The sequence below is a fragment of the Flavobacteriales bacterium genome, from assembly GCA_016124845.1.
Classification (GTDB): Bacteria; Bacteroidota; Bacteroidia; order UBA10329; family UBA10329; genus UBA10329.
Genome location: WGMW01000040.1, coordinates 18,306 through 40,830, shown reverse-complemented (window position 1 = coordinate 40,830; position 22,525 = coordinate 18,306). Strand labels below are relative to the sequence as shown.

The following is a 22,525-nucleotide window of genomic DNA, read 5'->3' as shown; positions in this document are numbered from 1 at the left end:
AATTGCCATTGGGTCTGTCGTATTGACCTCAGTATTTACTGGTTGTAGCGACCATTCCGCAACACACCAACAGAATCAAAATGCGGCTGAATTTGCGGAACACATGCGATTGGATGGTCTTGTGGCCGAAAAGGCAAGAAAGATATTCAAACCGCTTTCTTCGGTGGCAGAGAATTCTGAGAACCCTGTTACCGAGCAGAAGGTGAAGCTGGGGAAGATGCTGTACTTCGACAAACGTCTTTCCAAAGAGGGAAATATCAGTTGCAACTCTTGTCATAATCTGAGTACAGGTGGTGTGGATCATTTACCGACCTCTCCTGGCGACAATGGAGGTTTCGGTGACCGCAACTCACCAACAGTTCTGAATGCGGCTTTCCACACAACTCAATTCTGGGATGGTCGCGCCAAGGACGTGGAGGAACAGGCAGGCATGCCAATTCTCAATCCAGTTGAAATGGCAATTCCGAGCGAGGCATTTTTGGTTGACCGTTTAAAGGGAATTGACACATATAGGAATCTGTTTGCGGAAGCATACCCGAATGAATCATCTCCTATCACCTATACCAATCTGCGAAAAGCAATTGCTGCTTTCGAACGCACGCTTGTTACGCCTTCTCGCTTTGATGCGTATTTGGAAGGAGACTCAAAAGCGTTGACCATTGCCGAGAAAGAAGGACTGAGGGCGTTTCTGGATGCTGGCTGCATCACGTGCCATAATGGGCAAATGGTCGGTGGAAATTCGTTCCAGAAATTCGGGCAGTTCAAAGACTACTGGAATTATACTGGCAGCGAGAAGATCGATGAAGGATTGTATGCCATCACTAAAAATGAAGCTCAGAAATACATGTTCAAGGTGCCAAGTCTGAGAAATATTCACGAAACAGGACCTTATTTCCACGATGGCAGCGTGAGCGACCTGAAGGAAGCAGTAAGCATTATGGCGGAGGTCAATCTGAACAAGAAGTTGAGCGATGCGGAGGTGAATGACATTGCCACATTTCTCCAATCACTTTCTGGCGAACTTCCAGAAGGAGCAGCCGATGAGCCGAAAGAGCTGGCCTCCGCTCATTGACGGCTAAAGACAGCCGTGATCCTGGGCTGAACGATAATCGTTGTTCGGGAAACAGAAGCCCGAAAGAACGTGATCCGGTGTATAGCGTTTCAGATTCCGATCGTAAAGACCGAATTCGATAAACGCGCTGATTGCTGATATTTCTGCTTGTGTAAGACCAAGCGGATGAAAGTCCTCGGCAAGTTGAGACGCGGGTACTTCCGAATTTTCAGCAACCGCTCTGTTCTTGTATTTCACCACCTCTTCCACGGAGTGAAAAGAAGCCCCGTGCCCGTAAAAACGTGATTGGATAAGATTGTACAATTGCGGCACTTTGAACTTGTAGTTGTCCTCCTCTTTGCCTGTAAATCCACCGCGTCCGAAATTGATGGTCTCGTCCGGGAAATTGGTGAAATACGTACCGGCACCGCCCAGATCGTTCACCCCCAAGGCATAGAAATCCATGGAGTTCAAGGCTGGGCCGTTGTGGCATTTGTAGCATTCGGCCTTGGTAAAGAACAGTACGGCTCCACGCTTTTCCTGTTCGCTCAAAGCCGCTTTATCGCCATTCAACCACTTTTGAAATGGAGCTTCGGTTGCAAGTATTGTGCGCTCGTATGCCGCCAAGGCCAGACCCACATAAACGTTGCTCATCAGGGTATCATCTCCCAACGTTCCGAAGGCAGCTTCGAAAAGTGGTCGGTAACCTGTTTGGTCGTACAGTTGCTCGGTCATGCCCTGTCGATGCACAATTACACCGGCTATGGCCTGCGTTTCCGTTCCTTCAAAACCCAGATGATTCCACGTTTTGGGTGTGTTCTCAAACCATTGCGATTCGGTCCCAGCGTTCAGATGTGTGCCTCCGAACTGTCCGTTCCAAAGCACGTTGGTCTGATAGGCAATGTTCAGTACAGATGGTGTTCGTATGGGTTGCACATCGAGCTCGGCCACGGCATATTCCGGGTTCGGATAACGTCCTTCTCCATGCAGTCCGAAACCCATTCCGCCTTCAGAGATCCCTTGCGGGAGATTTGCCTGAAAACCGCCTTCGGCATGATGGCAACTTGCGCAACTGTACGTAAATCGTCCTGCCTCATTCATCGGGTTTGTGGCCAATCCCGACTCGTGATAGAGCATCTTGCCCAATTCAACTTTAGCTGCCGTCAATGGGTTCTTCGGATCCTGTGGAATGGCATCCATACTTGTTGGGAGCTTGTAGAAATCTGCACCCACACCGTTCGAGGCGTTCAGCAATGCCTCATCCAAAGCGGCATCCAACACGTTGGGTTGGGTCGTATCATCCGTAATTATGGAATCCTCCTGACAGCCGATAAAACTGAGCGAAACAAGAAGCGCAAGCGTCCAAGTAAGACGTTGATTCATGGTAGTTTGGAGTTGAACGATGCAAAGAAATAGAACTTCCGTGCATGCTGACTGACGTACGGCAGTTTATTCGGTCAACTGCGTTTTTACCAATTCATAAAGTCCATCGAACGAACTGGCGCGCCCGATCCAACGGAGTTCGCGGTCAAGCAGAATGAGTGTGGGAGTGGAGGTGACACCGAATTCCTTCACGTATTTGCTGTCCCAACCGTCTGTGTCGATCACGTTAAGCCACCGAAGATTGTTCTGGTTGATGGTGTTGACCCAATCCGTTTTGGATGTGTCGAGCGAGACCGCGTACACACCCAATTTGCCTGGAAGCTCATCGTACAATGCTTTCAGTTTTGGTATCTCGCGGATGCAATGCGGGCACCACGATGCCCAGAAAACCAACACGTTCAGGTCTCCTGTTAAGGCTGTAAGCGGAACGTTATGGCCTGTCTGGTTCTTGAGTGTGATGCTCGAAACCACGTCACCTTCCTTGAATTTCACGGTCTGCGAGATCTTGTCCAGCGTTTCCTGTGAGAGAGGTAGGTCGCAACTGCCCAAATAGTTGCGACTGATGTGGTCGACATATTCGGCAGCACCCTTATCCGTGAAGAAATCGATGAGCAGATCAATGACGAATGCCTGCACTTTCGGGTTCATGTTCGGCATGTTCAGAAGTTTGTCGATAGCATCTTTCACGCCTTGTTCCGATCGTTCGGTATAGCTGTAGAGGTATTCGAGAATTTTGTTGGATAGGAACGGATTGGTGATGATCCGTTCATCATCAAAAGGGATCATATCGAAATAATGGACATGATTGAACGCAGGGTCGTTGTCGTACTCTTTCTGCCATTCGGGTTTTTGAGAGCGGAGCGGAATTTTATCCAACGGAACCAACACTTCGGCCGTGTAGCTTTTTGGAAAAAGATTATTCAGAAGGTCGAGCGAATGGTTGTACGCTTCGGCAGTTCGATGGTAATGATCCGTCATCAGATCGGTAATGGCATCATGCTTCGGGTCGAAGTCGGAAAGACGGTTCATGGTCATGGAAAGTGTGTCCATGCTCATGGAATAGGTGTCCGCCAAATTCAGCATGACATTGAATGCGTCATTTTCCTTTGACATGTCTGCTTTGAAAGCCATTCCTCTACCACTTTCGTAAATGTGTGCGGTGATCGGCTCCTGCCCAACCAACACAAACTGAAACGTTTCCAGCGTGCTGATACCGACCGCGTACACGCCATCTGTGTAGCGCGAATCGTAATTGAAGGTCACTTCCGCTTCGCCACGATAGCGCATGCTGTCCAGCGGAATTTCCATATCGCCCAAATATTTGGACACGCGGATAACACTTCCGACAGGTTTCGTATCCATTACCAAACGCAATTGCGCCTGAGCGGTAAACGCACCGAAAAAAGTGAGCAGGAAAAAGATGTTCTTCATGCAATGGCAATTAGAATGATGGATGCCACAGCCAGCGCAATGCCACCCCAATTGAGTTTTGAGAGCCGTTCTCTGAACAGCAAAATGGCCAGCAAGGTACTCAGAAGTACAATGCCTGTGTTGTTGATCGGGAAAACGATGGTGCTTTCCAGATTCGGGATGTTGAGTGCCATCAACAGAAAATGAATGGAGAAGTAGTTGGGAATGCCTAATGCAAATCCTGCTACAATGCTTTTGGTTTCCAGCGTTTCATTCTTGGAAAAGCGTTTGAACAGCAGCACGGAAAGTCCCACAAAGGCAGCCATCAAAAAGAGCGATGCGCTGAAGATCTCTACTTCATTCTCGCCCAATTGAGTTGTTTCCACGTATTTGAAAAACGTGTCGAGAAAGCCGCTGCCGACAAAGATCACCAACGGAAGGATGAGGAATTTGGGTTCGATGTGAACGCCTTTCTTCGGATAGGTGACCATGGCCACAGAAACTACGGCCGCAACCACTCCGACCAATTTCAGTCCTAAAAGACGTTCGCCATAAAGAACAATGCCCGCCACCACGGGAATGACCAGCGACATTTTATTGGCCACCGAACTGATGGCCACACCGACCTTTTGCGATGAGATGGCCATAACGTAGAACATGGCAATGAAAACGCAGCCAATGATCACGGCACTTGCCGTCCAAGGTTTGGAAAGCAGTTCGGTGGCAGAGTAGGAGACAGGCGACAGCAGAAAACCAAGCGAAGCCGCAACCATGTAATTGATGGTGATGGCCTGAAAGGTTTTCACGCTGAACTTGTCGAAGTACTTGAAAATGACCAGCAGTAACGATGACGAAAGGATGCTGAGTGCTAAGGGGATCATCGGTTGCGATAAATAAGCAATCGGTCGTCACCGATCATCGTTTCAGTTTCAGGCGTTTCCTGAATATTCAATGCGGGAACGCCATTTCCGATTTCCAATGGCGAAACAAATCGTCTGATCTCATCCCAAACATCGGCCTCGTAAAACGAACGGTGAAGCGTTGGCCCACCTTCCACGATCACGGATTGGATGTCTCGCTGATAGAGTTCCGATAGCATTTGTGAAAGATCGCGTGTATCTGTTACGGTCAACGTTTCGAATTTCTCATTTCTCATTTCCGATCTTGAGAACACGATCGTTTTCGAATCATCATTGAAGATTTTGGCCGTAAGTGGTGTTTCCAAGTTCGAATCGATAAGAATCCGCACAGGATTTCTGCCTCCGTATTTCCGTGTTGTCAAACTGGGTTCGTCCAAAATGGCGGTGTTCTTCCCGACCATGATCGCAGCTTCCTCCGAACGCCATTTGTGAACAAGGATATTCGAAGTTTCGCAGGTGATCTTCAATGCTGGTTCTGACGAATCCGTTCTGTTTCCATCGACAAACCCATCGGCCGTTTCGGCCCATTTCAGAATGATGTAGGGTCGTTTTTTCTGATGGAACGTCATAAAACGTCTGTTCAGTTCGATGGCCTCTTTTTCCAGCACACCGAGTTTCACTTCCGCGCCCGATTCCATCAGTCGTTTGATGCCCATTCCGTTCACTTTCGCGAATGGATCCAAGCAGGCCACAACCACACGTTTTATCTTCTTGCTGATGATGAGATCGGAACATGGAGGCGTTTTTCCGTAATGAGCGCACGGTTCCAAACTCACGTAAATGGTGGATTTCGGTAGCAACGACTGGTCTTCTACAGAGTTGATGGCATTCACTTCCGCGTGGTTGCCACCGTATGGGCTCGTGAATCCTTCTCCGATGATCTTGTCGTTATGAACAATGACGCTACCGACCATCGGGTTCGGTGCAGTTGTTCCCGCTCCGAGCAATGCCAGTTCAAGGCAACGCTGCATGTATTTCTCATCGCGTTTCACAGCACGTTCAGTCGATCCGTTCCAGCCAATTGTTCACAATTCCAACTACGTTCTTCGGTTTTTTGGCCCAATTGAAATGATTGTAGCCATCGTTCCTTGGGTCATTTTTTTCCAAGTGGATATGCTCTTTTTGGGCATATGAGAGTTTGTCGAGAAGATGCTCCACCGCGCCAACGGGCGAAAGTGAATCGCCTTGGTATGAAAGTGCCAGAACGGGGATTTCAACTTCACTCAGAGCTTTCTCGTAATCGAAGGAATCGTTCTTGAGAATGTAGTTGCCAGTTCGGGATTGTCGGCTCCAATCGCCAATAAGGCTTTTTGCCTCCGTGCCTCCGAATCCTACTTTCTTTCCAGGAAAATAACCAACTGATCGTGCCACAAGATTGGCGAACTGCGTACCTGCAAGAATTCGGTAGGCCGCCAAACCATCCCAACCTTTGTAATAGACGGAACAGGTTGCCGACAGAACAAGTCCATCGATTTTGCGTGAATTCCGCGCAGCGAAAAGGCAACTGAGCTGCCCGCCCAAGCTGTGTCCGAACAGAAAAACCTTCTTTTCGGGAAATGATTCTGAGACATGGTTCAATACGGTGGTGTACTCCTGTTGCAGCACATCCGCGTAGCTGAAGTCTACTTTTTTGGAAGGACGGATGCTTGAATGGCCGTTACCGCGCAGATCGGCCGTTATGGCCAAATGACCCGCCTGCGCAAGTTCTATTGCAAGCGGTTGGTAATAACTGGCATACACGCCCATAGCAGGAAAAACCACGAAAACCGAACTGGCTTCCGTGGTTTCTCCAAATTGATGCACCACCGTGGTAGTGCCATCGCTGTTCTCAAGTTCAACTGGAATCGGATTCACCGATTATTTGGTTTCGATACCCAAGTGCTCCATGACGGCCTTGGTCAGGTCATCCGCGTCTGGAGCGACCACTACGATCGAATTTCCTGTACCGTCAGATGAGTTCAATACATATTTATAGCCTTTTTGTGCGGCTACCTCATCCATGGCTTTCTCCAATTTCTTGGCAATGGGGTTCAGCAACTCCATTCGTTTCTGAAACAATTCCTTCTCATCTTCCCGGGCCTGTGTTTCGATCTTCTTGCGCATGTCGGCAATTTCACCTTCAGAAACCTTGCGGCCAGCTTCGGTCAGTTCGCCAGCACGCTCCTTGCGGTTCATTTCATCGATCTTACTGTTCAGAAACTTGGTGTTCTTCATCAGATTGTCCGATTTTTCTTTGCCGATCTTATCCAAGGTCTTGTTCATTTCCTGCGTTTCGGGCATGTTGTTCAGTACCATTTCCATGTACACATATCCGATCTTGGTGTCATTTTCCAAATTGGCCGAAATACCAAAAGCACCGAGCACCAGAATAATTGCCACTGCTACATTTTTCATCTCAAAAACGGTTTAGTTATTTGTAGCGCAATTTAAGAATCTGTTCATGGGTGCAGTGCTCATTCTTATAAGATCCATAGTTTTTATCGTGATGACACTTGGATGTACCATCACGGTGCTGCTCTTTTCTTGGCTTTTCGGACACCGTTTTGCGCTTGGTACGCAGCAGTTCTGGTCTCGTGTAATGCTGTGGACCTTTGGCGTGAAGACCATCATGCATGGACAACAACCCAAGGTCGGACTGATGATGTCCAATCACCAGTCGTACTTGGACATTTGGATCATTCCCAAGTTTGCCATAACGGTTTTTGTGGCCAAGGCCGAAGTGAGGAAGATGCCATTGGTAGGCTGGGGCGCAAGTGTTGTGGATACGGTTTACGTGGACCGCAGCAACAAAGAGAGCCGCAGAGCCACCAAGAATGAGATCGCGGAACGCATACGAAAAGGTCGCTCTGTCATTATTTTTCCTGAAGGAACCACAGGTAATGGAAATGGACTTTTGCCACTAAAACCCGGTATGTTCCATGTCGCGGCAGAAGAAGGATTTCCCATCATTCCGGTGGCCATTTTCTACGAAAACCCAGACCTTGCATGGGTTGGTGACGATAACATGGGGGCACATTTCTACCGCAATTTCACCAAATGGACAACTACTGCCCATATCGTTTTCGGAGAACCGATGATCGGCACCGATGGTGACGAACTGATGAACCGATACCAGCGTTGGGCAGAAGGGAAGTTGGAGGAATTAGGGAAGGACTTAGGGTCAACTTGAATCAGCTCATTCAAAACTATAATAGGACGCAGGCGGAAAAGGTCATTTTCATTTTTCCACTTCTTTGACGGTGATCACATATCTGAAACCCAGAGTGCAATGTGAACTGTCGGGATGCACAAAGGTTTTGGCGTTGACTCCTCCCACATTTTTACCAAGCAGCTCGGAATAACGTTCATCGTACCAGTTTCCACCACGGACAAGTTTGCCGTTTCGGTCATTTTTGGAGTCGAAGTATTTTTCCAGTTCTGAAAGCAGTTTCGTGTCTGGGGCGTTGAGTCTTTCCAGCAGTCGCTGTCGGATGTCGAAGATCGGTTTCCATTGTGTTTCGTAGTCGTCTCTCAGCCATTCAGAAACGTTCCCACCCATGAAGCAGATGCCGAGTTCATCTTGATTGCCATTCAAGAAAGCTGTTCTGTCTTTTCGTTTGATCTTGTTGATGTCGGCTTTGTACGTGTGAAATTGGGAGTCCACTGGATTATCGGTCAAAAGAAAAGGCCCGTTCAGTTCATTGATCAAAAGGTTGTCCCGATCGGAGATATATCTGGTTTTTCCACTTGCTGCATCAACACTATCCAATGCCTGAATACGAGTGTTTTTGATGGATAGATCAGTGATCCAACCTTTATCCGAAGTATGTTCGTAGCTTTCTGGAAAGATCCGTACTTCTCCTTTGTTGGAGGAACAAGTTGCGGCCATGTCCCACTGTATTTCGGTTGGCAACTCGTATAGAACACGATAAGGGCTGCCTTCCTTTGCCAATTGCAAGTTGTGCTGTTGGGTTTTCCAGTGCAAAAACGCACGGGCCTGTTTGTATGTGATGCCCACAACGGGATGTTCAGCAAAGGCTGGGTGCCAGAAATACATGGAGGTCATGGGTTCGTTGTAAGAATAACTGAAGTCTCTCACCCATCTCATCGTATCGGGATAGACATTGATGATTATGCGAATACTTCCCGTATCAGTTTCCTGCCAATACTCGTAGTTCACTTTTCTGGTATCAAATTCATGTCTTCTGTAGAATCGCTCGTGTTCCGGTAGGTATAGTTCTTCCAGGATTTCCATCGTTTCTGCATCATCATAGTCGATTTTGGCCTCCCAGTTGATGCGTTCATTCGGCTTTCCCTCATTGATCAGATAGTTTTCTCCCATCAGAAGATGGGCAATGGAATCTCTGACCCAATCATAGAACTCGTGGTATTCCCCATTGGTCACCTCATATTTTCGGAAGTAGAAGGGCGTCAGATATTCTTTTACCGGAGGAATAAATGACGTATCAATCTTTAAGAAAGTGTGGTGGTTCGAAGTCCGGATATCCTTTGGGTCTAAGTAAAAGCGTAGTGAATATGGCAGTATTGTTTTTGGAATCGGTTTCCAATCTGAATCATCAATTTTCTTCCAAGCATTATGGCCAAGAGAATCCCGTTCTGACGAAATGATTGATCTGAATGAATGATAGGTCACGGCCTTCTGTCCATAATCAAGGGTATTCAGATAGAAGTAAGGCTGTTCCACATCTTCTTCCGAATAGTTACCGATAAAACGAGCCTCTGGATTGAAGAAAACACAGTCATTGAATTTGAAGACAGGTGCCGTTATGCGGGAAGAATCTTTCCATTCAATAGTGGAAAGTCTGACAAATGGGGTATCAGAATGGTTGATGGCTAAGTCATCATTGCCGACACCTCTACTGAATTCACAACACTGGGAGAGGTAAATGGTTGAAGGATATTTTTCCCGGACATAAACCCCATCCAGAATGTTCTGACTCACGACCGATAAATCCAAAAGGAGAAGTAAGGTGGAAAACAGTAGAACTTGACGCATGTAACCGCAGGTTGATTTCATTGAACGGTCTTAGCAGTTCCATATTTTATTCGGTTGCTGCAATCTGATACTCAGACATACGGTGGTCTGAATTCATGCGAACTGAATCCGAGTAAGAACAAATGGGAATCATCCTTCCTTTGCATCTTACAACTAAAACCGCTTCAGCAGAATCTCAGATTGCTGTTTCAAGTTGTCTTTGGATAGAACGATCGATCCACTGACCATATCATGAATCGCTCTTCGGTGCTTGTTGCCACCAACTGTCAAAAACGACAACCAACCGAGCATGGCTTTCAGAAAAAACCTGAACACTGCCACGAAAAAGTTCACATTCTTATCTGGTTTGCTTCTGCGTTTCACTCTTAGGCCGATCAGGTAATGACCGAGTGTTCCACCGAACATTGAAATGAAAAAGGGCTCGTAGAGGTAAACCATGAAGACAAGGATGAACCCGCGAACGAATTCGGGTGAGTCCCCAAAATGGTCAAGGGTCTGTGCGGTGGCGGCAAAGACCAAAAGCATGATCAACAGGTCTACAAATACGGCCTGTACCCGTTTTATAAGCGAAGGGAACTGAACCTCATCAACATCCTCTTCTTTGTGTTCTTCCACAAGTCCATCGTCAAGAATGGTTGTTTCTCCAGGGGTCAACTTGGGAGCCTCCTGACCCAGCATGTTGTTGGTCCTGTAAAACTCTACGGGCTCTTCTTGACTGTTATTTTCCATCAGTCACTTCGTTTTTGAATCAAGAATTTCGTTGTTGGTCAAAGTAATAAAACTGATGCTATCATAACCATCCTTCTCAAACAGAATTCCAATGCTTCCATCTGGGAGAATGGCCATGCAACTGTATGCGAATCCGTCCTTATAAATGATCTTTCGATAAGGCCAAGTAATACCATCATCCAAACTTGCATAAATGGTTCCACGCATTCTTCTGGTGCGGTGGCGCGGATTGCAGAACAGGATGGTTTTCTCATCATAGCGAATGAGACTTCCCTGGCATTGCGGTTCTAAAAGTTCCTTGTCGTCCTCCACTTCGCTCCAGGTCTGGCCACCATCATCGCTGTAGGCGATCTTCCGCTTTCGGTTACCCGTTTCACTTCGGGCATTCAGCATGAGTCGGCCATCGCTCAGTTCCACCATCTGTACTTCATTGGCCCAACCACGCACTTTTTTCTTGTAGGGTGCAATTTCTCCCTTCTGCCAGGTCTGGCCGCCATCGTCAGAATAGACCGAATAGACGAACCATTTTTCCCACGGACCTTGATTGAAAGGCATCACCAATCTTCCTGCATGTTCACCTTTCTGTAGCTCCATGCCGATTCCCGGTCCGCTGGCAACAGAAGTTGCCTCAGGTCTTTTCACCTGCTGCGTGATGTCTTCCGGTTTTGACCACGAAACACCGTCATCATCCGAGTAAGTGACAAAGGTTTTGCAGATGCGGTTCCCATCCAGTCCGGGCATGGCGCTTTTTTCTCCGTAACCATCCGCGTAGCGCTGATACATGAGAATGATGCGACCATCAGAACGGACAACCGCTTCCGGGTTGTTCAGCGCGTTCCTGCCGTCTTCGGCAACGATTGAAAGCGCTTCCCATGTTTTTCCATTGTCAGAACTTCTCTTCAGTACAATGTCATTCTCAGAATTGTCCAAGAGGCTGGCGCGGCCTTCGGCAAATGCAAGAAGGACACCGTTTTTGGAGCACATAAGCGAAGGAATGCGGTAGTTTCTGTAGCCATCGGTTTTCTTGCTGAACACCTCCGTAAACTCCTGAGCATTTGCTTGAGATAGAAAGAATGTCAGCAGAAAAACGGCCATTCGCATGGCGTGAAGTTAATTCCACCGGTGGAATGATGCCCATCATAATTCCCAAATGCATCTCAAGTTACATTGCCGAAACAAATGGAATTTTATTTTTGGGGGACATTCAGCCTCCATACCTAAATTCTAAAAACAAAAGATGCTGAAAGTAAAGTACGTTATCCCCGTCATTCTTGTTTTCCTTGTAGCCGGTTGTAAGAAAGACGATGTGAACAACACCTACGAGACAACTCCATACGAATTCAATTTACCGCCAGGATTGCCGTCTATGGACGTATTCATTCCTGAAGACAATCCGATGACGGTTGAAGGTGTGGCCTTGGGAAGAAAGATCTTTTACGATCCGATTCTTTCTGGGGACGGAACAATGGCCTGTGCCAGTTGTCACAAACAGGAGTCCGGTTTTTCCGACCCGCATGCGCACAGCACGGGTATCGATGGAATTGAAGGAACGCGCAATGCGATGGCCGTTGTCAACCTCGGTTGGAATCAGTTCGGGTTCTTCTGGGATGGAAGAGCGAAGACGCTGGAAGACCAAGCGCTTCAACCAGTTGTCAACCCCATAGAGATGCACACGACCTGGCCGGAAGTGGAGGCCAAGTTGAACGCAAGCGAAGAGTACAAGACGCTTTTCAAGCAAGCATACGATGTAGATTATATTGATTCGATGACCGTAGTAAAGGCGATCGCCTCGTTTGAGCGGACGTTGATTTCTGGTAATTCACGGTTCGATCAATGGTACACGCAGCAGTCAATTCAATTGACAGACCAGGAACTGCGTGGCTATGTACTTTACAGTAGTGAGCAGGGAGACTGTTTCCATTGCCACACGCTGGGAGGTTTTCTCACGGACAACAAGTATCATAATAACGGTATGGATTCGGTTTACACCAATGATGAAGGCCGTTTCCTTGTTTCGGGAGACCCCATGGATATGGGACGTTTCAGAACGCCTACGTTGAGAAATATTGAGATGACCGCGCCATACATGCACGATGGTCGGTTTTTCACATTGGAAGAGGTTCTGGATCATTATAACGAACACATTCTGCGCTCTCCGACCCTTAATAATTTCTTGGACCTTCATCTCGACCCGAACCAGAACGAGGGAGGATTGAATCTGTCAGCAGATGATAAGGCCGCGCTTATTGCGTTCCTTAAGACAATGACCGATCCAGACTTCATCAATAATCCAGACTTTAGCGATCCGAATCCTTGAGGAATCTCCTTGGCATACTATTGATGGCATTGTACGGGCTCACGCTCGGGCAGGCATACATGCCTCATCTGAATTATTGGATGAACAAGGATTTCATTGCCTCCGTTCTTTGTGAGAACAAAGACAAGCCTGAGATGAAGTGCGATGGGAAATGCCATCTGAAAAAGGAGATCCGCAAAGCGGAAAATGAGAAAGAGGAAGGTCAGACCGTTTCTGTTCGAATGATGGTCGAGTTCTTTCAACCGATAAAGCAGTTCTCCCTGCGCGAACTATTTCTGCAAACGGAAAAGCACTGTTCCATTTATGGTGAAAATCCCATTTCGGGACACCTAACGTCTATTTTCCATCCACCACGCGTTTGGTTTTCATTTTAGGCTGATTTCCCTATTCGGGACGGTTTCCGTGCGGCCGAAAATGCACGGTTTACATTTACATTGAAATATGAAAACCAAACTATTTTTTGCAATGGCCATTGCGGCCGGAACCTTTGCCTTCAGCGGATGTCAGAAAGAAGGCTGTACCGATAAAAGCGCCACCAACTACGATTCGAAAGCTCAGAAAGACGATGGTAGTTGCGTCTACGCAGATACTACAAGCGACATTATGCTGCATTTCCATCCCATGTTGGGTTCTTCTGATTTTGCATACGATACGGAAGTGACCAACTGGGAAGGTCGTAAGATGAAGTTCACCAAAGCTCAGGTTTACTTGAGTGGATTCCATTTGAACAATGATGACGGCACCACCATGCTGCCAACCCAGTATCTGCTGACAAAGCCGGAGACCATGATGTATGATCTTGGGTCCGTTCCCAACACGCATTATCATGAGATCGCGTTCAGCGTGGGAGTTGATAGTGTTGCCAACCACAGCGATCCTGCAAGTTGGCCATCCGATAATGCGCTGTCGTCAAACAATCCCGACCATGCTTTTTGGAACTGGAACTCAGGTTACATCTTCATAGAAGTGGAGGGAATGGTTGATACAACGGCAGACATGAGCGGTTCGGCCAACGCTCCGTTCGTGTATCATATTGGTACCGATGCGTTGCGAAATGACCTTGTTTTCGCGCATCACATGGACCTTGATGGAGACATCACGATGATGGCGATGATCGATTATTTGGAACTCTTTAACGGAATTGATGTGCGGTTGAATCCAGACTCACACACCATGAATAACATGCCAGCGGCAATGGCACTCAGTGCCAATGTGCCAAATGCGGTTACCGTAGTGGAATAATCGGTTGTGGAAGGTGACAAAGGGCAGGTGGAATTGGTTCGCCTGCCCTTTCTTTGTATCATGAAACGTAGGTTTTCATACTTATTGGTGATGGCGGTAGTGCTTTCTGCCTGCCAAACAGATATTGAAGTTCCTGTTGACTATCAGAAGATTCCTGAGTGGTTCCCTGAGATGGATATTCCAGCAGAGAACGAACTGACGCAGGCGCGCATCGATCTTGGGAGAAAGCTATTCTACGAGAAGAAGCTTTCGCGCGATGAAAGCATTTCCTGTGGTTCGTGCCATCAGATCGATAAAGCGTTTACCGATGCCCAACCGATCGCTACAGGAGTTGAAGGCCGTTTGGGAATTAGGAACACGCCCACCTTGGCCAACATCGGTTATACCGAACGCATGTTCATGGACGGAGGCGTAAAGACGCTCGAATTGCAATCGCAATCGCCCATTTTCACCCATGAGGAAATGGATTTCACCATTGCAGAATTTCTGCTTCGCATTGCAGGCGATGCCGAATACCAACGCATGTTCAGCGAGGCTTATAGTCAGGAACCTGGCGCTTATGGTATTTCGCGCAGCATTGCGGCTTTCGAACGCACGTTCATCAGCGGAAATTCGCGCTTCGATCAATATGAATATCAGCATGATGAAACAGCACTGTCAGCTGCTGAGAAACGCGGGCGTGACGTCTTTTTCAGTACCAAAACAGGCTGTGCCGAATGTCATGTGCCTCCGCTGTTCACCAACTTCGAGTACGAGAACATCGGTCTTTATGAGCATTACGTGGATACGGGTCGCGCACGCATTACGGAATTGCCTGAAGATGTTGGCAAATTCAAAGTTCCCAATCTGCGGAATGTGGCTGAAACGGCTCCTTACATGCACAACGGAAGCTTTGCCACATTGGAGGAAGTGGTGGAACATTTCAACGCTGGCGGAGTGGGACACGTCAATCAGAATCCGCTGATCAGACCTCTTGGTCTGACCGAACAGGAAAAGGCCGATCTGGTGGCTTTCCTTCATTCGTTGACGGATGAGAGCTTCATGAACAACTCGGATTTCGCGGATCCGAACTGATCTTGCCACCCTCCTTCGAAAGGAGGGGTTGGGGGAGGTCGTTCGGAATCCCCATCTTTGACCCAAACTCAATTCGGATGAAACGCATTGGCCTATTTCTCTTCATGATCATCGCTTTTCTTACTTCGTGCAAAAAGGATGGGTGCATTGACCCTACCGCGCTCAATTACGACCCGAATGCGAAGAACGATGACGGTTCGTGCGTGTATCTGGTGGATAACCTGAATTTCAAATTCTACAGCAAGCTGGGAACGCAGGATTTCGCTTACGGCACCGAAGCACAGCTTTCCTCTGGAAGAAAGGTCAAGTTCTCGAAGGCGCAGATGTATCTGAGCGGTTTTACATTCAACGGTGCGGGCGGACCGTATGAATTGCTCGACCCGCACGTGTTGCTCCAAGCCGATGTTCAGGATTACAACCTCGGTTATCTTCCGTTAGGTGCATACACCTCATTCAGTTTTGCGGAAGGTGTAGATAGCGTGGCCAATCATTCCGATCCAGCCTCATTTCCGAGCTCCAGCGCGCTTTCGTCCAACAATCCCGATTACATGCATTGGGCGTGGAATTCGGGTTACATTTTTCTGGTGCTGGAAGGAACGGTGGACACCACCGCTGCCATGAATGGAAATACAGATGCAGCATTCGTCTATCATATCGGTTTGGATGAGAATTTGGTGGAAATGGCCTTTGCCAAAGACTTCAATTCGGTGGCAGAAGGGTTTACCATTGAGATGGATGTCGATTGGCTCAAACTGCTTGACGGAACAAATATGGTCGGTGCAGATACCACCCGCTCCACCCACACAATGGACAATCCGTCACTTGCGAGCTTGGTCATTTCCAATGTGGATGGAGCGTTCAGTTTGCATTGAAAAGAACCGACCTGAAACTTCCGTTGAAGGTTTCAGGTCGATTAAGAATCCCATTGTTGATTATTCAGATTCGATAAGAGACATTGCTTCTTCCGAATTTTCATAAAACATCTGCGGACTGCACGGAAACACAACGGCATACATTTCATTCCGAAGCTGTTCTCTTGCCATCAGTTTCTTGACGCGTTTCTGCTCTTTGATGTCGAATTTCTGATAGGCAAGGTCCTCTTTCAGATTTCGCTGCACGGAATAGTCTTTCACACGGTAGAGCAGTTTCTCCAATTCCGTTTCTGGGATGTATTCCAGCGTCACCGAACCATAATCTTTGGGCTTGGCCTTTTTGATGTGATGGATGAAACTCTCCTCACCCTTGAATCCGATGCACATCACATCATAAGCAAACAGCTCGTTCAGTTTTTCAGAGTATCTGTTTCCATTCTGCGTCATGCGCTGGAAACTATAGAGGTTATCTGGGAGCATGTACACCAGCACGCGATCAAATTCGGCCGCATTGGCAATTTCCAAACTGATCGGTTCGTATTTGATCACTGCACGTTTTCCGTTTTTGTCGGTATAATCCAATGTGGTTCTGTTGGTGGTTGATTCGGCTACCGCCTGATCCACGTTCTTCCAGCCAGGAGTTGTGACAATGGCATTGTTCCGAGGACGTACGGTTGTTGGTTTATAGCCCAATTGTCGGTATGCTTCCTTCAAATTCGTTTGGAACTCCTCAGACCAGTTTCTGAGATATCGCTCGGCTTCGGCAGAAGTGTGACTATTTCGTTGTTCCTGTGCCTCGCGAAGTTTCTTCAGATTCTCCTCGTCATATTGCTTGCGCACAAGCTGAATCGCTTCGGCTTCCATTTTCGCTTGGCGATGGTAGTAACCTTTCAGAAACTCCGCGTACTTGTTATCGGTTTCCACACGGCCATCACCACGTCTGGCGAATTCCCAGAATTTGTCTTCTGCAGGCAACTCAACGCTGGTAACACCTATAGTGTCGTCAGCATAGTACTCAACCCCAGAGTAACCTATATGCATAGAACCTCTTTTCTGTGCAACTGCTGAATCTAAGGTGCAAAGACGCTTATCCAAATTGTTCACGTAGTAGTCCAAGATCCATTGGTCGCAAGTACCATGAATATGGGCCAAGCGCTCTTCAAACTCCTCCGTTGCCAAATTGGTGTTGTTGAATTTCTCGTTCCAAATGGTTTTGATGGAGGCAGGGTTGATGCCCTTTAATACATCTTCTTCAGCATACGATTGGTCACAACCGAGATTGGATATTTTCAAATTCCCTGCAAAAGGAGGAAGAGTAGCTCCTTCATTAAACAGTGTAAACTTTACTGATACTTCAAGGTTGCAGGCGGCCTCATTTAGTTCAATTTCTTGCCAAAAGGTTGCATCATTAGTGAAAGCAAAAACATCTTTTCCGGCTACATTATAGCTTTTAATGTTTTCTGAGTATCTCAAATCCAATATTGTGCGATAGTTGGAATTTTCGACAAAGTCAATGATCAATGGTGAGTCCTCGCCTTGCTCAAAAAATGCCAACTTCCAACCATCTGCAATTTTAGCACGAAGGACCAATTGGGGATTATTCCAATTGCCTATACCCTTTGGACTGAATGACAGTTTCCAAGTTATTAATGATGTCTCCTTTCCGAAATAACCAAGGTTCTTAGTAATCTTATCTGTTGTCCATCCGCTTTCTGTGATACTCTGGGCAGTACCATGCTCGAAATACGAAGCATACGAATAGTAAAGACTATCGGTAAATCGCTTATCAGCTCTATCGTGCCCACGGTTTTCCAGTTCATCCAAATAATCGGGTGGGTAGAAATTGAGGGTGGTGATGTCAACGGGTGTGAGGAAGGTTTCCAGTGGTTTCGGGTTCACCCAATCAATGCGGCCATCGGCCAGACGTTTACCATCATACAGTTGCATGTTGGCGTCTTTCCGGTCGGTCGGCACTTGCGTGTAAATACCTTGATTCGGGTCTATCTGTAGCGAAGTGTTACCCTGCCTTCCGTTCACGTAGAACATGCCACCGCTTTCCAGCAGTTGGTCGCCAGATAGGGTGGTGAGCCCTGCTTTCATAATGCTCAGCGGGTCGAGGGCTTCCTTCACTTCAAGGTCGATGCTTCCTTTCACGGGGTGGCCGTCCTCATCCAAAAACGTGTTGGCAAGAATGGTCATGGTAATGCCGCCTTCGGTCTGAATGACGGTGTCCTTTCCACCATCCACCTCAAACAACTGGCTTGGAAGGAACTTGTCGGCATCGGCAAATTGCTCCGTTCCGATTTCATTCGTTGGGTATCGCAGATTTTCGGAAGTTTCTGATGAAAACTTTGGGGCCAAGAACCAAGCGGCCGCGGCAACCACCAGCACGGCAAATCCGCCCAAGCCCCAATTGAGGCCGCCCTTTCCGAGTTTATACTTCTTGTGTGCCTTCTGGGCATCCTGCACCAACGATTTGCGCGTGATGCCTTCCATCAGGTCGCGCTGCAATTCCACCTGTTCCTTCAGTTCGGCATTGCTGTTCATTTCGTTCTCAAAGGCCGTCTTTTCCGTAGCAGACATATCGCCCATGAGGTACTTTTCTATTCGTTCTATGTTATTGAGTTCGTTTCTCATGACTGTTCAATTAAGGGGATGATCAATTAGGCCTGCGCGGCTTTCAGTTCCTGCAATTTGGTGCGGGCGCGCTCCAGGCATTTGTACTTCTGGTTCTTGGCCACATTTTCAGAACTGAGGTGCATTTCCGTAGCTATCTGCTTCATGCTGAAAGCGTGGAAATAGAACTTCTGAAGCAGTTCGAAACAGCGTTCGCCAATGCTCGAAAGGGCTGTTTCGGCCAATTTCAATCGGCTTTCCTTTTCGTTCGCTTCGCGGATGTCGTTCTGAAGGTCGCTGCTCACATCACCGAGCTCAACGGTTTCGGTGCGGTTGCGCTTTTTCAGTTCGTCCTTCCACAGAAAGCGGCTTACGCTGTAGAGGTAGGTGCCAAGGCTGGCGGTCAGTTCAAACTGGGCATCCTGCGCCTTGCGATACAGGATAATCAGCGCTTCCTGAAAAATGTCCTTCGCATCGTCCTTGCTTCCGCCTTTGGTCAGGATGAGTTTTTCCACCTTGGGAAAATCCCTGTAAAGTCGGACGAACGCCTTGTCGGTCTGTTTTTCGCGAAGCAGAACTATGATCTGTTGGTCAGTCATTTTGCTTGTTTATCCCCTTAATGGTCAAAATAGGAAAAGGTCACCTGCTGAAAAGTGAAAAAATAAAATCAACCTTAAATTGAGGCGAATTTCAAGGGTCGATGGCATTGTGACAACCGTCACAACCGTACGTTCGGCCGCAGGCTACTTTTGTTGCTGAAACGAGTACAATGGAAATAGTTGGTTGGACAATGGCATTGGTGATCGGGTTAACGCTCGGTCTGCTGGGAGGTGGAGGTTCCATCCTCACGGTTCCGGTGCTGGTGTACATCCTTGGCATCGATCCGGTTTACGCCACGGGCTATTCCTTATTTATTGTGGGCGTATCGTCTCTTTTCGGTGCTGTGAGCTATTTCCGTAAGAAGTTGGTAGATGTGAAAACGGCCATCGTTTTCGGTATTCCATCCATAGCGGCAGTTTACGTTGCAAGAAAAATGCTGGTGCCGTCCATTCCTGATCATTTGCTTACCATAGGTGAATTTGAGTTGACCAAGAACATCGCCATCATGGTGCTGTTCGCGGTACTGATGATATTGGCCTCCTATTCCATGATCAGGGGAAAAGTGGATACCGCAACCGAAGAGGAACGATTGACGCACAACTATCCCGTAATGGTATTGCAGGGAATTTTTGTGGGCGCGCTTGCCGGATTGGTCGGTGTGGGCGGTGGTTTTCTCATCATTCCCGCGTTGGTCCATTTTTCAGGACTTTCCATGAAAAAGGCCATTGGAACTTCGCTGATGATCATTGCGGAGAATTCGCTGTTCGGATTTGTGGGAGATGTGCAGAACTACACCATCGATTGGCCTTTCATACTCGGATTTGCCGCGCTCTCGGTGCTTGGCATCCTCATCGGAACGAAACTCTCAAACGCCATTCACGGAGCAAAGCTGAAACCTGCTTTCGGGTGGTTTGTGCTCGTAATGGGTGTTTTCATCCTCAGTAAAGAACTTTTATTCAAATAAGAACCCGATAAACTAAAACCATCTAAAATGAAAACTATGAAACACGTTGCATCCATCTTTTTACTTGCCGTAGTTATGGTGTCGTGCACCAATGGGCAGAACAAGGCAGGCAGTTCGAACATTGCAGAGAATGTGAATGTGGAGGAATTTGCAAAGCATCTGGACGGATCGCAGGTCCTTGATGTGCGAACACCGGCAGAATGGAAAGAAGGAATTATGAAAGGGGCAACAATGGCAAACCTTTACGATGATGATTTCAAAGCACAATTGGAAAAATTGGACAAGGAAAAGCCGGTGGCCGTTTACTGTAAAGTAGGTGGAAGAAGCGGAGAGGCCATGAGCATGATGCGCGATATGGGCTTTAAGGAGGTGTATAATTTGAAAGGCGGAATGGACGCATGGAAACAAGCGGGCAAACCGACCGTACAACCGTAGCATGAGAAAACTATCGTCCATAATTATCGTCTCGAGTGCCGCATTGATCGGCCTACAGAGTTGTTCGGAGAAAAAAGCAGAGAAACAGCCGCATAGGAATGTGCAGTACGTTTCGGGTGCAGATGAAGTGACCTACCGCAAGATCGGTGAAGAGATCACGGATTCTGTTCAGAGCAAGCTCAAGGCAAATCTGGTAAAGGCCATGCAGGAAGGTGGCCCTGTGAGTGCGGTGAAGTTCTGCAACGTTCATGCAATGGAACTCACATCCATGTATTCTGAAAAGTACAGCACGGAAGTGAAGCGTGTGTCTGATAGGAATCGGAACGCGAAGAATGCTGCGAATGAGAAGGAACTTGCGGTGATCGAGGACTTTAAACAAACAATAAAAGAAGGAAAGCCGGTATTGCCCAAGGTGGCCATAGATGAGGATGGGAAGAAGAACTATTATGCCCCGATCTATGTCGGTGGAGTTTGCCTCACCTGTCATGGCGACCCGAATAATATGCAACCCGAACTTGTAACGGTATTGGACAGTCTTTACCCGAATGATAAAGCGAGAGGATATGCCGTGGATGAGCTCCGCGGTATTTGGAGTGTGAAATTCAAGAACAGCTGAAAGTGGTTATTGGTCAATGGGTTATTTGTAATGAAGCAATCCGAGTAACTCAATAACGATTTTCAAATAACTCAATAACAGACACATGGCAAATTTCAATGACATCATCAATTCAGATAAGCCCGTGCTTATCGATTTTTCTGCCGAGTGGTGCGGCCCATGCAAAATGATGGGCCCCATTCTGAAAGATGTTTCAAAACAAGTTGGCGAACGTGCCAAGATCCTGAAGATAGATGTGGACCGTAACCCGAAGGTGGCGGCCAAATATCAGATCCAAGGCGTACCGACATTGATGGTCTTCAAGAACGGCAAGATGCTTTGGCGACAGAGCGGAGTTGTTCCTGCAAACCAGCTGGTGAGCATTCTTGAGAAGAACGCCTGATGGAAGCGTTGGAGGTTTTCGCTCATGCGGTGAGCGGCTATTGGAACTGGATCGTCAGTGAAGTGACCTTCAACTACGATTACAAACCGTGGTATCAGAACTACTTCTATGGTCTTATAGCCCTATCGTTGGGTGTGTGGGCGCTCGAACTCCTGTTTCCTTGGCGTAAAGAGCAGCCGGCCATTCGCAAAGACTTTTGGCTGGACGGGTTCTACATGTTCTTCAACTTCTTCATCTTCGGATTGGTGATAAGCGGTTTCTATGCGCTTATCGAGTTCGGACTTGGGCAGGTGGGGCTTACAATGCAGTCGTTGAGTTTCTTTGATTTTTCGGCTCTGCCACTTTGGACACAATTGTTCATCTTCTTCATTCTGAACGATTTTGTGCAATGGTTCACGCATGTGCTGTTGCATCGTTTTCCGGTACTGTGGGAGTTTCATAAAGTGCATCATTCGGTGGTTGAAATGGGCTTTGCGGCCCACTTGCGCTACCATTGGATGGAGAACATCCTTTATAAACCGCTGAAGACCTTGGCCGTAATGCTCATCGGTGGTTTTGAGCCACAGCATGCTTTCCTCATCCATTTCATTGCCATTGCCATCGGGCACCTCAACCATGCCAATGTGCGCATTACGTGGGGGCCGTTCAAATACATCTTCAACAATTCGGTGATGCATCTTTACCACCACGCCAAAGACCTGCCCAAAGATCGTCCGTATGGTATGAATTACGGTATCAGCCTCAGCCTGTGGGATTACATTTTCGGCACCAAATACATACCGCAAAGCGAGGATGGCAGCTATGCATTGGGTTTTCCCGGTATAGAGAAATACCCGGTGCATTCATTCTGGAAGCAGTTGGTCATCGGCTTCGGAAAGCGGAGTTAACATAGGGGTAAACATCATAAACTTCAGTTAA

Annotated in this window: 23 protein-coding genes; 12 read left to right on the top strand and 11 right to left on the bottom strand. The window is 47.5% G+C overall.

What is annotated here, in order from left to right:
- Positions 1–103 precede the first annotated feature (103 nt).
- Complete coding sequence (locus tag GC178_14575; protein ID MBI1288790.1) at positions 104–1,072, top strand: c-type cytochrome; 969 nt, start codon at positions 104–106, stop codon at positions 1,070–1,072.
- Between the two features lie 3 nt (positions 1,073–1,075).
- On the opposite strand, the gene GC178_14570 is transcribed toward GC178_14575, so the two are convergent.
- From GC178_14570 to GC178_14545, 6 genes are all read right to left on the bottom strand, one after another.
- Positions 1,076–2,434, bottom strand: coding sequence for a cytochrome-c peroxidase (locus GC178_14570; protein ID MBI1288789.1), 1,359 nt, complete (start codon positions 2,432–2,434; stop codon positions 1,076–1,078).
- Positions 2,435–2,500: 66 nt separating this feature from the next.
- Entirely contained in the window at positions 2,501–3,865 is a 1,365-nt protein-coding gene (locus GC178_14565; protein ID MBI1288788.1) for a redoxin domain-containing protein, read from the bottom strand.
- Positions 3,862–4,725, bottom strand: coding sequence for an EamA family transporter (locus GC178_14560; protein ID MBI1288787.1), 864 nt, complete (start codon positions 4,723–4,725; stop codon positions 3,862–3,864). The genes GC178_14565 and GC178_14560 overlap by 4 nt, the downstream gene beginning before the upstream one ends.
- Positions 4,722–5,756: a bifunctional diaminohydroxyphosphoribosylaminopyrimidine deaminase/5-amino-6-(5-phosphoribosylamino)uracil reductase RibD gene (gene ribD / locus GC178_14555; GenBank protein ID MBI1288786.1), complete on the bottom strand. Its 1,035-nt coding sequence runs from the start codon at positions 5,754–5,756 to the stop codon at positions 4,722–4,724. The genes GC178_14560 and ribD overlap by 4 nt, the downstream gene beginning before the upstream one ends.
- Positions 5,757–5,763: 7 nt before the next feature.
- Positions 5,764–6,618, bottom strand: coding sequence for an alpha/beta fold hydrolase (locus GC178_14550; GenBank protein ID MBI1288785.1), 855 nt, complete (start codon positions 6,616–6,618; stop codon positions 5,764–5,766).
- A gap of 3 nt (positions 6,619–6,621) precedes the next feature.
- Positions 6,622–7,158, bottom strand: coding sequence for a hypothetical protein (locus GC178_14545; GenBank protein MBI1288784.1), 537 nt, complete (start codon positions 7,156–7,158; stop codon positions 6,622–6,624).
- A gap of 46 nt (positions 7,159–7,204) precedes the next feature.
- Between GC178_14545 and GC178_14540 the strand changes: the two genes are divergently transcribed.
- Complete coding sequence (locus GC178_14540) at positions 7,205–7,933, top strand: hypothetical protein (protein ID MBI1288783.1); 729 nt, start codon at positions 7,205–7,207, stop codon at positions 7,931–7,933.
- A 48-nt stretch (positions 7,934–7,981) separates the two neighbouring features.
- Here the strand turns inward: GC178_14540 and GC178_14535 are convergent, their stop codons facing one another.
- The 3 genes from GC178_14535 to GC178_14525 form a co-directional block, all read right to left on the bottom strand.
- Positions 7,982–9,781 carry an SUMF1/EgtB/PvdO family nonheme iron enzyme gene (locus GC178_14535; GenBank protein MBI1288782.1) on the bottom strand — a complete coding sequence of 600 codons (1,800 nt, stop codon included), beginning with the start codon at positions 9,779–9,781 and terminating at the stop codon, positions 7,982–7,984.
- A 132-nt stretch (positions 9,782–9,913) separates the two neighbouring features.
- Positions 9,914–10,489 carry a hypothetical protein gene (locus GC178_14530; GenBank protein ID MBI1288781.1) on the bottom strand — a complete coding sequence of 192 codons (576 nt, stop codon included), beginning with the start codon at positions 10,487–10,489 and terminating at the stop codon, positions 9,914–9,916.
- A 3-nt stretch (positions 10,490–10,492) separates the two neighbouring features.
- Positions 10,493–11,584, bottom strand: coding sequence for an exo-alpha-sialidase (locus GC178_14525; protein MBI1288780.1), 1,092 nt, complete (start codon positions 11,582–11,584; stop codon positions 10,493–10,495).
- A gap of 142 nt (positions 11,585–11,726) precedes the next feature.
- Here GC178_14525 and GC178_14520 point away from each other — a divergent pair, with 142 nt between their 5' ends.
- From GC178_14520 to GC178_14500, 5 genes are all read left to right on the top strand, one after another.
- The gene (locus GC178_14520) at positions 11,727–12,806 is read left to right on the top strand and encodes a cytochrome-c peroxidase (protein ID MBI1288779.1); all 1,080 of its coding nucleotides are present in this window, start codon (positions 11,727–11,729) and stop codon (positions 12,804–12,806) included.
- Between the two features lie 23 nt (positions 12,807–12,829).
- A complete protein-coding gene (locus GC178_14515; GenBank protein MBI1288778.1) occupies positions 12,830–13,180 on the top strand; it encodes a hypothetical protein in 351 nt (116 codons plus the stop codon).
- Positions 13,181–13,247: 67 nt separating this feature from the next.
- A complete protein-coding gene (locus GC178_14510) occupies positions 13,248–14,048 on the top strand; it encodes a hypothetical protein (GenBank protein ID MBI1288777.1) in 801 nt (266 codons plus the stop codon).
- A gap of 60 nt (positions 14,049–14,108) precedes the next feature.
- Positions 14,109–15,122, top strand: coding sequence for a c-type cytochrome (locus tag GC178_14505; protein ID MBI1288776.1), 1,014 nt, complete (start codon positions 14,109–14,111; stop codon positions 15,120–15,122).
- A 77-nt stretch (positions 15,123–15,199) separates the two neighbouring features.
- Positions 15,200–15,994 carry a hypothetical protein gene (locus tag GC178_14500; protein MBI1288775.1) on the top strand — a complete coding sequence of 265 codons (795 nt, stop codon included), beginning with the start codon at positions 15,200–15,202 and terminating at the stop codon, positions 15,992–15,994.
- A 60-nt stretch (positions 15,995–16,054) separates the two neighbouring features.
- Here the strand turns inward: GC178_14500 and GC178_14495 are convergent, their stop codons facing one another.
- Together GC178_14495 and GC178_14490 are read right to left on the bottom strand one after the other, a co-directional pair.
- Complete coding sequence (locus GC178_14495) at positions 16,055–18,631, bottom strand: hypothetical protein (protein ID MBI1288774.1); 2,577 nt, start codon at positions 18,629–18,631, stop codon at positions 16,055–16,057.
- Positions 18,632–18,657: 26 nt separating this feature from the next.
- Positions 18,658–19,209, bottom strand: coding sequence for a sigma-70 family RNA polymerase sigma factor (locus tag GC178_14490; protein MBI1288773.1), 552 nt, complete (start codon positions 19,207–19,209; stop codon positions 18,658–18,660).
- Positions 19,210–19,379: 170 nt separating this feature from the next.
- Here GC178_14490 and GC178_14485 point away from each other — a divergent pair, with 170 nt between their 5' ends.
- From GC178_14485 to GC178_14465, 5 genes are all read left to right on the top strand, one after another.
- Complete coding sequence (locus tag GC178_14485) at positions 19,380–20,174, top strand: TSUP family transporter (GenBank protein ID MBI1288772.1); 795 nt, start codon at positions 19,380–19,382, stop codon at positions 20,172–20,174.
- 27 nt (positions 20,175–20,201) lie between these two features.
- The gene (locus tag GC178_14480; protein ID MBI1288771.1) at positions 20,202–20,609 is read left to right on the top strand and encodes a rhodanese-like domain-containing protein; all 408 of its coding nucleotides are present in this window, start codon (positions 20,202–20,204) and stop codon (positions 20,607–20,609) included.
- 1 nt (position 20,610) lies between these two features.
- Entirely contained in the window at positions 20,611–21,225 is a 615-nt protein-coding gene (locus GC178_14475) for a DUF3365 domain-containing protein (protein ID MBI1288770.1), read from the top strand.
- 85 nt (positions 21,226–21,310) lie between these two features.
- Positions 21,311–21,607: a thioredoxin gene (trxA, locus tag GC178_14470; GenBank protein ID MBI1288769.1), complete on the top strand. Its 297-nt coding sequence runs from the start codon at positions 21,311–21,313 to the stop codon at positions 21,605–21,607.
- Positions 21,607–22,494, top strand: coding sequence for a sterol desaturase (locus GC178_14465; GenBank protein MBI1288768.1), 888 nt, complete (start codon positions 21,607–21,609; stop codon positions 22,492–22,494). The genes trxA and GC178_14465 overlap by 1 nt, the downstream gene beginning before the upstream one ends.
- Positions 22,495–22,525: the final 31 nt, after the last annotated feature.

Excerpts from the sequence above, each read along its gene's own strand:
- GC178_14575 (MBI1288790.1), top strand. The coding sequence starts at position 104 with ATGCGATTGGATGGTCTTGTGGCCGAAAAGGCAAGAAAGATATTCAAA.
- GC178_14570 (MBI1288789.1), bottom strand. The coding sequence starts at position 2,434 with ATGAATCAACGTCTTACTTGGACGCTTGCGCTTCTTGTTTCGCTCAGT.
- GC178_14565 (MBI1288788.1), bottom strand. The coding sequence starts at position 3,865 with ATGAAGAACATCTTTTTCCTGCTCACTTTTTTCGGTGCGTTTACCGCT.
- GC178_14560 (MBI1288787.1), bottom strand. The coding sequence starts at position 4,725 with ATGATCCCCTTAGCACTCAGCATCCTTTCGTCATCGTTACTGCTGGTC.
- GC178_14545 (MBI1288784.1), bottom strand. The coding sequence starts at position 7,158 with ATGAAAAATGTAGCAGTGGCAATTATTCTGGTGCTCGGTGCTTTTGGT.
- GC178_14540 (MBI1288783.1), top strand. The coding sequence starts at position 7,205 with ATGGGTGCAGTGCTCATTCTTATAAGATCCATAGTTTTTATCGTGATG.
- GC178_14535 (MBI1288782.1), bottom strand. The coding sequence starts at position 9,781 with ATGAAATCAACCTGCGGTTACATGCGTCAAGTTCTACTGTTTTCCACC.
- GC178_14530 (MBI1288781.1), bottom strand. The coding sequence starts at position 10,489 with ATGGAAAATAACAGTCAAGAAGAGCCCGTAGAGTTTTACAGGACCAAC.
- GC178_14525 (MBI1288780.1), bottom strand. The coding sequence starts at position 11,584 with ATGGCCGTTTTTCTGCTGACATTCTTTCTATCTCAAGCAAATGCTCAG.
- GC178_14520 (MBI1288779.1), top strand. The coding sequence starts at position 11,727 with ATGCTGAAAGTAAAGTACGTTATCCCCGTCATTCTTGTTTTCCTTGTA.
- GC178_14515 (MBI1288778.1), top strand. The coding sequence starts at position 12,830 with ATGGCATTGTACGGGCTCACGCTCGGGCAGGCATACATGCCTCATCTG.
- GC178_14510 (MBI1288777.1), top strand. The coding sequence starts at position 13,248 with ATGAAAACCAAACTATTTTTTGCAATGGCCATTGCGGCCGGAACCTTT.
- GC178_14505 (MBI1288776.1), top strand. The coding sequence starts at position 14,109 with ATGAAACGTAGGTTTTCATACTTATTGGTGATGGCGGTAGTGCTTTCT.
- GC178_14500 (MBI1288775.1), top strand. The coding sequence starts at position 15,200 with ATGAAACGCATTGGCCTATTTCTCTTCATGATCATCGCTTTTCTTACT.
- GC178_14495 (MBI1288774.1), bottom strand. The coding sequence starts at position 18,631 with ATGAGAAACGAACTCAATAACATAGAACGAATAGAAAAGTACCTCATG.
- GC178_14490 (MBI1288773.1), bottom strand. The coding sequence starts at position 19,209 with ATGACTGACCAACAGATCATAGTTCTGCTTCGCGAAAAACAGACCGAC.
- GC178_14485 (MBI1288772.1), top strand. The coding sequence starts at position 19,380 with ATGGAAATAGTTGGTTGGACAATGGCATTGGTGATCGGGTTAACGCTC.
- GC178_14480 (MBI1288771.1), top strand. The coding sequence starts at position 20,202 with ATGAAAACTATGAAACACGTTGCATCCATCTTTTTACTTGCCGTAGTT.
- GC178_14475 (MBI1288770.1), top strand. The coding sequence starts at position 20,611 with ATGAGAAAACTATCGTCCATAATTATCGTCTCGAGTGCCGCATTGATC.
- trxA (MBI1288769.1), top strand. The coding sequence starts at position 21,311 with ATGGCAAATTTCAATGACATCATCAATTCAGATAAGCCCGTGCTTATC.
- GC178_14465 (MBI1288768.1), top strand. The coding sequence starts at position 21,607 with ATGGAAGCGTTGGAGGTTTTCGCTCATGCGGTGAGCGGCTATTGGAAC.